At 68.9% G+C, this 12,189-nt stretch carries 12 protein-coding genes; all 12 read right to left on the bottom strand.

The genetic code is table 11. The features are described from left to right. Positions 1-147: 147 nt before the first annotated feature. The 12 genes from lpxB to pyrH all read right to left on the bottom strand — a co-directional run bounded on the left by lpxB (position 148) and on the right by pyrH (position 12,165). Positions 148-1,326: a lipid-A-disaccharide synthase gene (lpxB, locus tag AB4112_RS13690; RefSeq protein WP_441720374.1), complete on the bottom strand. Its 1,179-nt coding sequence runs from the start codon at positions 1,324-1,326 to the stop codon at positions 148-150. Continuing rightward, a complete protein-coding gene (locus AB4112_RS13685) occupies positions 1,326-2,150 on the bottom strand; it encodes an LpxI family protein (protein WP_309796449.1) in 825 nt (274 codons plus the stop codon). The genes lpxB and AB4112_RS13685 overlap by 1 nt, the downstream gene beginning before the upstream one ends. Further along, positions 2,140-2,946 (bottom strand): acyl-ACP--UDP-N-acetylglucosamine O-acyltransferase, encoded by an 807-nt coding sequence (gene lpxA / locus AB4112_RS13680; protein WP_309796447.1) that lies wholly within the window; start codon positions 2,944-2,946, stop codon positions 2,140-2,142. The genes AB4112_RS13685 and lpxA overlap by 11 nt, the downstream gene beginning before the upstream one ends. Continuing rightward, positions 2,943-3,416, bottom strand: coding sequence for a 3-hydroxyacyl-ACP dehydratase FabZ (gene fabZ / locus AB4112_RS13675; RefSeq protein ID WP_309796445.1), 474 nt, complete (start codon positions 3,414-3,416; stop codon positions 2,943-2,945). Before fabZ ends, lpxA begins: the two co-directional genes overlap by 4 nt. 1 nt (position 3,417) lies before the next feature. Continuing rightward, entirely contained in the window at positions 3,418-4,440 is a 1,023-nt protein-coding gene (lpxD, locus tag AB4112_RS13670; protein ID WP_309796443.1) for a UDP-3-O-(3-hydroxymyristoyl)glucosamine N-acyltransferase, read from the bottom strand. Between the two features lie 129 nt (positions 4,441-4,569). Then, positions 4,570-6,870, bottom strand: coding sequence for an outer membrane protein assembly factor BamA (gene bamA / locus AB4112_RS13665; protein WP_309796442.1), 2,301 nt, complete (start codon positions 6,868-6,870; stop codon positions 4,570-4,572). Between the two features lie 151 nt (positions 6,871-7,021). Then, a complete protein-coding gene (rseP, locus tag AB4112_RS13660; protein WP_309796440.1) occupies positions 7,022-8,137 on the bottom strand; it encodes an RIP metalloprotease RseP in 1,116 nt (371 codons plus the stop codon). Positions 8,138-8,186: 49 nt separating this feature from the next. After that, entirely contained in the window at positions 8,187-9,347 is a 1,161-nt protein-coding gene (locus AB4112_RS13655; protein ID WP_441720370.1) for a 1-deoxy-D-xylulose-5-phosphate reductoisomerase, read from the bottom strand. Beyond that, a complete protein-coding gene (locus tag AB4112_RS13650) occupies positions 9,344-10,147 on the bottom strand; it encodes a phosphatidate cytidylyltransferase (RefSeq protein ID WP_441720368.1) in 804 nt (267 codons plus the stop codon). The genes AB4112_RS13655 and AB4112_RS13650 overlap by 4 nt, the downstream gene beginning before the upstream one ends. Further along, the gene (uppS, locus tag AB4112_RS13645; protein ID WP_309796432.1) at positions 10,137-10,871 is read right to left on the bottom strand and encodes a polyprenyl diphosphate synthase; all 735 of its coding nucleotides are present in this window, start codon (positions 10,869-10,871) and stop codon (positions 10,137-10,139) included. The genes AB4112_RS13650 and uppS overlap by 11 nt, the downstream gene beginning before the upstream one ends. A gap of 8 nt (positions 10,872-10,879) precedes the next feature. Next, positions 10,880-11,401 carry a ribosome recycling factor gene (gene frr, locus AB4112_RS13640; protein ID WP_374710639.1) on the bottom strand — a complete coding sequence of 174 codons (522 nt, stop codon included), beginning with the start codon at positions 11,399-11,401 and terminating at the stop codon, positions 10,880-10,882. A 38-nt stretch (positions 11,402-11,439) separates the two neighbouring features. Continuing rightward, complete coding sequence (pyrH, locus tag AB4112_RS13635; protein WP_309796428.1) at positions 11,440-12,165, bottom strand: UMP kinase; 726 nt, start codon at positions 12,163-12,165, stop codon at positions 11,440-11,442. Positions 12,166-12,189: the final 24 nt, after the last annotated feature.

Genomic DNA, 12,189 nt, shown 5'->3' with positions numbered 1-12,189 from the left:
CGCGGGAATGACAATGAAGAAAAGAAACCTTCAGAACGACGCCATGCGTGGGTTGGGTTCGCGTCTCGCGAACCCAACGTTCATGCCGGCTTGGCGGAACCATGTTGGGTTCGCCTCCGGCGAGCCCAACCTACGCCTAGGGCGGGGTCAGGCCGGCCGCCGGCCCTGGCGAATCACATCCAGCACCACATCGGCCGCCCGGTCGCCGGGCACGGCGCCGTCCGGCAGCAGCATCATCCGCGCCACCTCGGCATAGGCTTCGCGCTGCGCCGCCACCGCCGCCGGGTCGGTCAGCAGCCGGTCGATCGCCGCGGCCAGCTTGTCCGGCGTGCAGTTCTCCTGCAGCAGCTCCGGCACCGCCGGGCGGTCCAGCATGATGTTGACCAGATTGGCGTATTTGGTGGTCAGCAGGCGCCGGACGACAAAGGCCGTCAGCGGGTTGATCAGGTAGGCGATCACGCTCGGCACCCGCGCCATGCCCAGCTCCAGCGCCACGGTGCCGGAGGCGGCGAGTGCCGCGTCGCTGCCAGCGAAAGCGTCGTATTTCTCGGCGTCGCCCTCGATCAGGATCGGGTCGCCGGGCCAGGATCGGGCCGCCGCGCGCACCAGCTCCGCCACCGTCTCGACCGTCGGCACCGCCACCCGCAGACCGGGATGGCGGGCCGCCAGCCGCCGCAGGGCCTCGCCGAACACCGGCAGCAGCTTCTCGACCTCGCCGCGCCGGCTGCCGGGCAGCACGGTCAGCAGCCGCGCGTCCGCGGCGATGCCATGCGCCTGGCGGAACCGGGCGCCGTCGCCCTGCCCGGCCGCGGTCTCGATGATCGGGTGGCCGACATAGGTGGTGGGCAGGCCGTAGCGCTCGAACCAGGGCGGCTCGAAGGGCAGCTGCACCATCAGGTGGTCGACCAGCCCGGCCAGCTTGCGCGCCCGGCCCGGCCGCCAGGCCCAGACCTTGGGGGCGACGAAATGCACGATCGGGAAGGACCGGCCGGCCAGCCGGGCCGCCACCCGGGCGTTGAAGGCCAGACCGTCGATCGACACCAGCGCGTCCGGCTTGGCCGCCAGCGCCGCCTCGGCGGTGCGGCGGATGCGGTTGAACAGCCGGGGCAGTTGCGGCACCAGCTCGACCGCGCCCATCACCGCGATGTCGGCCAGCGGGAACAGGGTGTCCAGCCCCTCCGCCGCCATGCGGGCGCCGCCGACGCCGCTGAAGCGCACCCCGTCGCCGCAGCGCCGGCGCAGCGCCGCCATCAGGCTGGCGCCCATCAGGTCGCCCGAGGGCTCGGTCGCGACCAGGAAGATGTGCGGCGCCGCCGATGACGCCATCACTCGCCCTCCGCCAGGCACAGCACGAACAGGCCGAGCCGGTCGGCCGCCTGCCGCACCGCCTCCGCATCGATGATCATGGCGCCGCCGGCCTCGACCACGATGCCGCGCAGCCCGTTGGCGGCGGCAAGCTCGACCGTGGTGACCCCGATGGTCGGCGGGTCCAGCCGGATGTCCTGCTGCGGTTTCTTCGCCTTGACCAGGACGCCGCCCGGGCCCGGCCGGGCCAGCGGGCCGCAGCGGCGCAGCATCGCGTCGGTGCCCTCCGCCGCCTCGACCGCCAGGACGTAGCCGTGCTGCACCACTGCGCCCTGGCCGATGTCGAGCCGGCCGATCTCACGCGCGATCTCGCGGGCCTTGTCGATGTCGCCCTGGGCCATCTCGTCCGGCCCCAGCCGGGTCAGCAGGCCGGGCTTGGCCAGGAAGTCGTCGATCACCTCGTGCAGCGCCACGAGGTGGAAACCCTCCTCCTCGAGGATGCGGCGCAGCGAGGTCAGCAGCGCGTCGTCGCCGAGCGAGGAGAAGCCGATGCGGGTGAGGATGCGCACCGCCTTGAAGTCGGGCATCAGCTCGAACAGGCTCGGCCGGCGGATGTTGCCGACCGGGCACAGCGTGCCGACGCCCAGGCGCTTCAGCTCGCCGATCCAGCGGCCGGCGGCCCCCAGGCGGGTCCAGAAATGCGGCAGGTCGTCGGTGACCAGCGCCGGATCGGTCATGCCGCGGAAGGCGACCACGACGAAGTCGCGCCCGGCATGGCGGCAGGCCTCGACCAGCCGCCCCGGCAGCGGGCCGGCAGCGGCCAGAATGCCAAGCTTATCCGGCATGCCGTCGGCGGGCGGGCTGCATCACGTTGCGGCCGGCATCGGCGTCGATGAAGGCCAGGATGCGCTGCACGATCTCGTTGTCGCCGAACTTCTCGCGCGTGGTTTCCAGGCGCTCGGCGAACACCGTGTCCTCGTCGAACAGGGTGCGATAGGCCGCCAGCAGCGACTGGATCTGCGGCTTGGTGAAGCCGCGGCGCTTCAGGCCGACCAGGTTCAGCCCGTTCAGCGTCGCGGTCTCGCCGATGGCCAGGCCGAAGGGGATGATGTCGTTGCGCACCGGGGTCATGCCGCCGATGAAGCAATGGGCGCCGAGGCGGATGTGCTGGTGGATGGCGCTGTTGCCGCCGATGATGACGTGGTCCTCGATCGTGACATGGCCGGCCAGTACGGCGTTGTTCGCCATGATGATGTGGCTGCCGAGGATGCAGTCATGGGCGACATGCGTGTTCACCATGAACATGCAGTTGTCGCCGACCACGGTCTTCATCTTGTCGCCGCGCGTGCCCGGATTCATGGTCACGTGCTCGCGAATGACGTTGTTCGCGCCGATGATCAGCTGCGACTTCTCGCCGGAGAACTTCAGGTCCTGGGGCGGCAGGCCGAGCGAGACGAAGGGGAACACCTTGGTGTTCGGCCCGATGCTGGTGTGGCCGGCGATCACGACATGCGAGATCAGCTCGACCCCGTCGCCCAGCGCGACATGGGGGCCGACGGTGCAGAACGGGCCGATCTTGACGCCGGCGCCCAGCTTGGCGGCCGGGTCGACCAGCGATAACGGGTGGATCTCGGATGTCATAGATCGTCCATGATCATGGCGGCGAACTCGGCCTCGGCCACCAGCACGTCGTCGACCTTCACCTGGCCCGAGAACTTCCAGACGTTGCGGCGCTGCTGCAGCCGCTTGACGTGGACACGCATGCTGTCGCCCGGGGTGACCGGACGGCGGAACCGGGCGTTGTCGACGGTCATGAAGTAGACCAGCTTGCCCTTGGCGTCCTCGCCCAGCGTCTTGACCACCAGGATGGCGGCGGTCTGCGCCATCGATTCGACGATCATCACCCCCGGCATCACCGGCCGGCGCGGGAAATGGCCCTGGAAGAAGCCCTCGTTGATGGTGACGTTCTTGATGCCGGTGCAGCTGTCGCCCGGGATGATGTCGACCACGCGATCCACCAGGATCATCGGATAGCGATGCGGGATCAGCTCCATGATCCCGACGATGTCCAGCTGCGACAGATCCTTCTCGTCGCCGGCGGCTCCACCCATCTCAGTCGCCCTTCCCTTCGGCTAGACGCGCTAGCATGACCTGCTGCCGAAAAAACTGCCGCTTCGGTATCGCCGGCGCACCCACGACCTCCGCGCCGGGGTCGACATCGCGCATCACCCCCGCATTCGCGGCGATCCTCGCCCCCGCACCGATGGTGAGATGGCCCGCGACACCGGCCTTGGCGGCAAGAACGGCGAAATCGCCCAACTTGGTGCTCCCCGCCACGCCTGCCTGCGCGACGATGACGGCGCCCCGTCCGACCTGCACGTTGTGCCCGATCTGCACCAGATTATCAATCATCGCCCCCCGCCCGATCACCGTGTCCGGGCCGGCCCCGCGGTCGATGGTGGAGTTGGCCCCGACCTCGACATCGTCCTCGATGATGACGCGGCCGAGCTGCGGCAGGCGGACATGGCCCTCGGCGTCCATGGCGAAGCCGAAGCCGTCCTCGCCGATGCGCGCGCCGGGATAGATCGTCACCCGCGCCCCGACCAGGCAATGGCTCAGCGAAGCGCCCGCCCCGATGATGCAGCGGTCCCCCAGCACGACGCCGGCGCCGATCACCGCGTTGGGGCCGATCCGGCATCCCGCGCCGATCTCCGCCCCCGCCCCGATCGCAGCCCCCGGCCCGATCTCCGATCCCGCCCCGATCGTGGCCGAGGGGTCGACGCTGGCGGACGGCGCGATGCCCGGCCGCGGCGCCGACACCGGGAAGAAGGCCTGGGCGACCAGCGCGTAGCCCTTGTAGGGCTTGGGCGTCAGCAGCAGCGCCATGCCGGCCGGCGCCCGGTCGGCCAGGGCCGGCGCGACGACGCAGGCGCCGGCCGTGCTGGCGGCGAAGGCGTCGACGTATTTGCGGTTGTCGAGGAAGCTGATGTCGTCCGGCCCGGCCGCGTCGAGCGGCGCGACGCTGACGATCATCCGCGCCGGGTCAACCCCGGGCGCAAGGCTCGCCCCGGCGATCTCGGCCAGGCGGCCGAGCGGGAACGGACCGGCGCTGCGAAAGAATCGCGGATCGGGCATGGGCGCTCTCTCTGCTCACGGCTCGGTGGTGACGACGGCGACCTTGGCAGCGCCCTGCGGCTCCCAGGCAGCGCCCGGAGCCGCCATCGGGAGCCGTGCGAGCCCGGAGGCGAGCCGACGCCGCATCAATCAGAATCTCGAGCCGAAGCTGATGTGGATCTGCTCCTGCTTGTCGTAGTCGCGCTTTAGGATGGGGTAGGCATAGTCGAGCCGGATCGGCCCGAACGGCGATCCCCAGGACACGCCCACGCCGGCCGAGGCGCGCAGGGCGGCCTCGTCGACGACACCGTCGCCGGTGTCGCCCTTGTCCAATCCGAACACCGTGCCGAAATCGGTGAAGGTGTGCCCCTGGAGCGCGAATTCGCTGGGCAGGCCAAGCGGGAAGCTGAGCTCGACCGTGCCGACGGCGAAGTTCTTGCCGCCCAGCGAATCCTTGTCCTTCGAACTCAGGTCGCGCGGCCCGAGGCCGGCGGTCTCGAAGCCGCGGAAGGAGTTGCCGCCGAGGAAGGTTCGGTCGTTGATCCGGACATCCTGGCCGAGGCCGATGATGTTGCCGGCCTGCCCCCCGATGTTCAGGACCATCGTGTCGGTGACCGGGTAGTACCAGTCGGCGTTGACCGCGGTCTTGAAGTAGGCCACGTCGCCGCCGAGGCCCGCGACCTCGTTCGTCAGGCTGAGCGTGTAGCCGTCGGTCGGGTTGATGCGGCTGTCCAGCCGGTCATAGGTCAAGGTCTGCTGCACCGAGGAGCTCAGCGTCGCGCCTTCCTGGTCCTTGATGAAGCGCGAGGCCTCGTCATCGACGTTCGACACATCGCGATAGGCCAGGCGGTAGCGCAGCGTCTGCCGCAGGTTCTCGCTCAACGGATAGCCCATGCGCAGCGCGAAGCCGGTGGTGCTCTCGTCGTAGTTGCTGAAGCTCTGGTTGTTGCGGGTGGTGCGGAACAGATCGAAGCCAGCCGCGAGGTTGCGGTCCAGGAAGTAGGGCTCGGTGAAGCTCAGGTCGATCTGCGAGGATACGCCGCTGAGCGAGGTCGACAGCCGCAGGTCCTGGCCGCGTCCGAGCAGGTTGCGTTCGCGCACCGTGACGTCGCCGAGCGGACCGTCGCTGGTGGAATAGCCGATGCCGAGCTGCACTTCGCCGGTCGACTGCTCGGTCACCGCGGCCGCGATCACCGTCTGGTCCGGCGCCGAACCCGGATTCGGCTTGATGTCGATCTTGCTGAAGAAGCCGAGGTTGCGGATGTTGGTCTCGGACTGCTTCAGCCGCGACGAGTTGAACGGGTCGCCTTCGGCCAGCTCGAATTCGCGGCGGATAACCTCGTCGGCGGTGCGGACGTTGCCGCTGATGTCGATGCGTTCGACGAAGACCCGCGGCCCTTCGGCGATCTCGTAGGTGATCGCGATCAGCTTGTCGTCGCGGTTGCGCTGCACCGTCGGCTGGATGTCGACGAAGGCGTATTGCTTGTCGCCGAGATACTGCGTCAGCGCCGTGATCGAATCCTCGACGGCCTTGCTGGAGTACCAGTCGCCCTCATCGGTGACGAGGACGGTCTTGAGCTCGTCGACATTCACACCGGGAAGGGCGCTGTTCACGTCGATCTTGCCGAATTTGTAGCGCTCGCCCTCGTCCACCGTGAAGGTGATGAAGAAGCCTTCGCCATCCGGCGCCAGTTCCGACACGGCCGAGACCACCCGGAAATCGGCGTAGCCGCGATTCAGGTAGAAGCGGCGCAGCATCTCCTGGTCGACCGCCAGGCGATCGGGGTCATAGGTGTCGTTGGAGGCGAGGATGTTCCACCACTGACTCTCCTTGGTCAGGATCTCGTCCGTCAGGGCGCTGTTGCTGAACGCCCGGTTGCCGACGAAATTGACGGCCTCGATCTTGGCGAGGTCGCCTTCCTTGACCTCGAAGACGAGGTTCACGCGGTTCTGGTCGAGCTTGATGATCTTCGGCTCCACCGCAGCCGCGAAGCGGCCGCCGCGGCGGTACAGCTGCTGGATGCGGTCGGCGTCGCTCTGGGCCTTGGTCCGGGTGTAGACCTGCCGGGGGCGCTCCTCGATCTCGGCCGTCAGCTTGGTGTCGTCGAAGCGCTTGTTACCCTCGAACGCGATCTGGTTGATGATCGGGTTCTCTTCGACCACCACCACCAGCGTCGAACCCTGGCGATGGATCGTGACGTTGGAGAACAGGCCGGTGGCGAACAGGCTCTTGACGGATTCGTCGACGCCGCGGTCGCTGTAGTCGTCGCCCGGCTTGATCGACATGTAGGAGATCACGGTCGCGGCTTCGATGCGCTCGGAGCCCTCGACCTTGACGTCGGCGATGGTGCCGCCGCCGCCGCGGGTCTGGGCCGGCGCGGCCATCGGCGCGGTACCAAGGGCAACAGCCGCCACGGCCGCGAGCCAGAGTCGGGAGGTCACGGTCGACATCGGTTTCTGCTTTCCCCTCAAACTCATACTCAGACCTTCCGATCCCGATGGGCTGGGACCGGCAAGGCTCGGCGGACGCCCGCCGGCCCGCGACGGCGGACTGCAAACCTCGATGAGTCGGTCTCACCGCGGTTTGGTACTACACCCCCGGTCAGGAGACCAAGCCTTTGAAAAAGGCCACGACCCTGAGCTGTACCAGATCGTTCCAGGTCGCGAAGAGCATCAGGGTTAATACCAAAGCGAGCCCCAGGCGGAAACCGTATTCTTGGGCGCGCGCGCCCAGCGGGCGCCCGCGGATCGCCTCGATCGCGCAGAACAGCAGATGGCCGCCGTCCAGCATCGGGATCGGCACCAGGTTGATCAGCCCCAGATTGATCGACAGGATCGCCATGAACCACAGCAGGGCGACGATGCCGACCTGGTAGACCTCGCCGGACATCTGGGCGATCCGGATCGGGCCGCCGAGGTCTTCTGTGCCGCGCTGCCCGGTCGCGATCTGCCCCAGGGCGGAGGCGGTCATCGACACGATCGCCCAGCTCTCGCTGACCGACATCTTCGCCGCGGCGACGACGCCGTAGGGGCCGGTGTCGGCGGCGATGCCGAGCCGCCAGATGGTGGCGGTGCCGCCATCGGTGGTCGGCACGCTCTCCTGGCGCGGCGTCAGCTCGAAGCTCAGCGGCTTGCCGTCCCGGTCGACGCCGAGCGTGACCGGCTTGCCATTGCCGCCGCGGATAGCGGCGCCGAGCTCGGCAAAGCGGTCGACCGCCTTGCCGTCGACGCTGGTGATGCGGTCGCCGGCCGCGATCCCGGCCTGGGCCGCGGCACCGTTCGCCGACACGTCGCCGACCACGGCCGGCGGGAAGGGATGGCCGCCGATCATGAACAGGAAGAACAGGGCGACGATCGAGAACAGGAAATTGGCGACCGGCCCGGCCGCGGCGATCGCCGCGCGCTGCCCCACCCGCTTGTGGTGGAAGGAGACCGCGCGCTGGTCCTCGGTCATGCCGTCCAGGGTGCCCGTGGCCGGGCTGGAGGCGGCATCGGCGTCGCCGAACATCTTCACGTAGCCGCCGAGCGGCACCAGGCTGAACTTCCAGCGGGTGCCGTGGCGGTCGGTCCGGCCGAAGATCTCGGGCCCGAAGCCGATCGAGAAGGTCTCCACCCGCACGCCGTTGCGGCGGGCGACCCAGTAGTGCCCGAACTCGTGCACGAACACGAGCACGGTCAGAACCACCAGGAACGGGATCAGATAGGTGAACAACGTCATCCGCGCGAACCTCTTGCCGAGGGGCTATGTAGGCGCCTCGATCCCGAAATCAAAGTGCGGCGGCGTAGCGCCGGGCCTCGGCGTCGATGGCGAAGACCTCGGCCAGAGTCGCGACAGCTTGTGCCGGAATCATGGCAAGGGTGTGCTCGACGATCCGTTCGATGTCGAGGAAGCCGATCTTGCCGGCCAGGAAAGCCGCCACGGCGACCTCGTTTGCGGCGTTCAGCACGGTGGCGGCTGAGCCACCTTGCCGCAGGCATTCGCGGGTCAGGCGCAGCGCCGGGAATCGCTCCGGATCCGGCGGCTGGAAATCGAGCCGGGCGATCTTGGCCAGGTCCAGCGCCGCGCAGGGCGTCTCCATCCGCTCCGGCCAGGCCAGGGTGTAGGCGATCGGCACCCGCATGTCGGGCACCCCGAGCTGGGCCAGGACCGAGCCGTCGGCATAGTCGACCAGGCTGTGGATCACCGATTGCGGGTGGACCACGATCTCGATCTTGTCCTCGGGGATGGCGAAGAGATGCGAGGCCTCGATCAGCTCCAGCCCCTTGTTCATCAGGGTGGCGCTGTCGACCGAGATCTTGGCGCCCATGCTCCAGTTCGGGTGCGCCACGGCCTGGGCCGGCGTCGCCGTCGCCATCTGCTCGCGGCTCCATTCCCGGAACGGGCCGCCCGAGGCGGTCAGGATCAGGCGGCGCACCGCGGCGCCGGGCTGGAACACCTGGAAGATGGCGTTGTGCTCGCTGTCGACCGGCAGCAGCGTGGCGCCGTGCCGCCGGACCTCGTCCATCATCAGGGCGCCGGCGCAGACCAGGCACTCCTTGTTGGCGAAGGCGACCATGGCGCCGCGCCGGATCGCGGTCAGGATCGGCAGCAGCCCGGCGGCGCCGACGATCGCACCCATGACCCAGTCGGCGGGGCGGGCCGCGGCGGCCACCACCGCCTCGGCGCCGCCGGCGACCTCGATGCCGCTGCCGGACAGGGCCGCCTTCAACGCCGGATAGGCCGCCTCATCCGCCACCGCGGCATAGCGCGCCCCGAGCTGGCGGGCGATCTTGGCCAGCCCTTCCGCATCCTGGTTGGCCGTGACCGCCTCGACCTGGAACCGCTCCGGCGTCCGGCTCAGCAGGTCGACGGTGCTGGCGCCGACCGAGCCGGTGGCGCCGAGGATGGTGACCGAGCGCGGATGGTCTGACGACGGGGTGGAGATCATGGGAATGGTACATCCAGGAAAGCGATGAACAAGGCAAAGACCGGGGCGGCGGCGAGCAGCCCGTCGATGCGGTCGAGCACGCCGCCGTGGCCGGGAATCAGCTGGCCGCTGTCCTTGACGCCGTAGCGCCGCTTGACCGCGGATTCGGCGAGATCCCCGGCCTGGGAGATCAGCGCGAGGGGCACAGCCAGGACACCGGCCAGGACCGGCGATGCGCCGCGGCCGAACAGCGCGGCCGCGACTGCCCCAACCAGGGCCGCCAGCACGGCGCCACCGATCAGCCCGGCCCAGGTCTTCTTCGGGCTGAGGCGCGGCGCCAGTTTCGGCCCGCCGATCCAGCGGCCGAAGATGTAGCCGCCGATATCGGTGGCCCAGACCACCAGCAGCAGCCAGGCCACCGCCTGCCAGCCATGAAGGCGCAGGTGCAGCAGCGCGACCACGGTCAGGCCGAGATAGGGCAGCCCCATTGCCGGCATCCGCCCCGGGGCGCCGAGGCGCAGGTTGAGCAGGATGTCGAGCAGCACGGTCGCGGCCGCCAGAACCACCAGCCCGGCCACCGCACCGCCCCAGAGCGATGCAACGGCCACCGCGACGATGCCGGCCCCGGCGAGGCCGCGCAGCCAGTCGGCGGGCGGCCGCGGCAGCACCAGGCGCAGCCATTCGTCGACGCCGAGCAGCGCCAGCAGCGCCACGATGACGGCGAACTCCCAGCCGCCGATGTAGACGGTGGCGAGGATCAGCGGTCCGAGAACGAGGCTGGAAAGGATCCGCAGCGAGAGATTGCTGGGCTTACTGGCCACCGACGGCGCCATACCGACGTTCACGGCTGCGGAATTCGGTCAGAGCCGCCTCGAGCTCGGCATGCCCGAAATCCGGCCACAGCGTGTCGACGAAGACCAGCTCGGCATAAGCCGCCTGCCACAGCAGGAAATTGCTGATCCGCTGCTCGCCACTGGTTCGGATCAGGAGGTCGGGGTCCGGCAAGTCGGCGGTGAACAGGCGCCCAGCGAACAGCGCCTCGTCGATCGCCTCCGGCGCCAGGGTGCCGGCGGCGACGTCCCGCGCCACCCGGCGCGCCGCCTCGGTGATCTCCTGCCGCCCACCGTAGCTCAGCGCCACGGTCAGGTTGAGCTGAGTGTTGCCCTCGGTCAGCGTCTCGCTCTCGACCAGCAGGTCGACGATGTCGGGCGCCAGCCGGGCACGGTCGCCGATGAAGCGCAGCCGGACGCCCTTGCGGTGCAGCGCCTTGAGCTCGCCACGCAGGAAGAAGCGCAGCAGCTTCATCAGCTCGCCGACCTCGAGGATCGGACGGCGCCAGTTCTCGGTCGAGAATCCGAACAGCGTGAGGTAGCCGACATCGAGCGCGATCGCGGCATCGATCGTCCGCTGCACGGCGTCGATGCCCTTGCGGTGGCCCAGGGTGCGCGGCAGGCCGCGGCCAGTCGCCCAGCGACCGTTGCCATCCATGACGATGGCGACGTGGAGCGCGGGGTGGTCTTCGGCCTTGGGGGCGAAACGGTGCATCCCGCTGCTCAGACGTGAAGGATTTCTTTTTCCTTTTGCGCCGCGACCTCGTCGACCTTGCGGATGTGGCGGTCGGTCAGGGACTGGATCTCGTCGGCCAGGCGCTTGTGCTCATCCTCGGAGATCTCGTGGTCCTTTTCCAGCCGCTTCAGCATATCCATGCCGTCGCGGCGGACATTGCGCACTGCGACGCGGGCGGCCTCGGCGTATTTGCCGGCGACCTTGGTCAGCTCGCGGCGGCGCTCCTCGCTCAGATCCGGCAGCGGCACGCGCACGGTCTGGCCTTCGGTCTGCGGGTTGAGCCCGAGCCCGGAGTCGCGGATCGCCTTCTCCACCGCCTTGACCATGCTGCGGTCCCAGACCGAGACGGTCAGCAGCCGCGGCTCCGGCACACCGATGGTGCCGACCTGGTTGAGCGGCATCTGGGCGCCATAGGCATCGACCGTGATCGGCTCGAGCAGGCTGGCGCTGGCACGGCCGGTGCGGAGACCGCCGAGATCCTTGCGCAGAGACTCGATGGCGCCGGTCATCCGGCGGTCGATGTCTTCGAGATCGGCTTTGGCCACGCTCAGCCCTCCTCGGTAACGATTGTGTAGCGCCCCTGCCCCGCGACCACCTCCGCAAACGCGCCATGCTCGTTGATGGAGAAGACGAGGATCGGGATCTTGTTCTCACGCGCCAGCGAGATCGCCGCATGGTCCATGACGCGGAGATCTTTTGCCAGCACATCCATGTAGGTCAAGCGGTCGAAGCGCTTGGCGTCTGCAACCTTGAGCGGATCGGCGTCGTAGACGCCGTCCACCTGCTTGCCCATCAGCAGCGCGTCGCACCCCATTTCGGAGGCACGGAGCGCGGCGCCGGTGTCGGTGGTGAAGAACGGGTTGCCGGTGCCGCCGACGAAGATGACGACGCGGCCCTTCTCCATGTGCCGGATCGCCCGGCGCCGGATATAGGGCTCGCACACCGTCTGCATCGGGATGGCCGAGACCACGCGGGTGTGCAGGCCCTTGTGCTCGCAGGCGCTCTGCAGCGCCAGCCCGTTCATCACGGTGGCCAGCATGCCCATGTAGTCGGCGGTCGCCCGCTCGATGCCGGAGGCGGCGCCGCTCATGCCGCGGAAGATGTTGCCGCCGCCGACCACCATGCAGATCTCGACGCCGAGGGCGTGGACCTGGGCGACATCATCGGCGATGCGCTCCACCATCTTCGGGTCGATGCCGTACTCCTGGTCGCCCATCAGGGCTTCCCCGGAAATCTTCAACAGCACCCGTCGATACTGGGCGGCCTTCGCCATGTCGTCCCACTCCCTCAGCGTCGC

This window comes from Inquilinus sp. 2KB_23, assembly GCF_052115705.1.
Classification (GTDB): domain Bacteria; phylum Pseudomonadota; class Alphaproteobacteria; order DSM-16000; family Inquilinaceae; genus Inquilinus; species Inquilinus ginsengisoli_A.
Note: the sequence above shows the minus strand (reverse complement) of the source record. Positions and strands in the feature narration are given on the sequence as shown.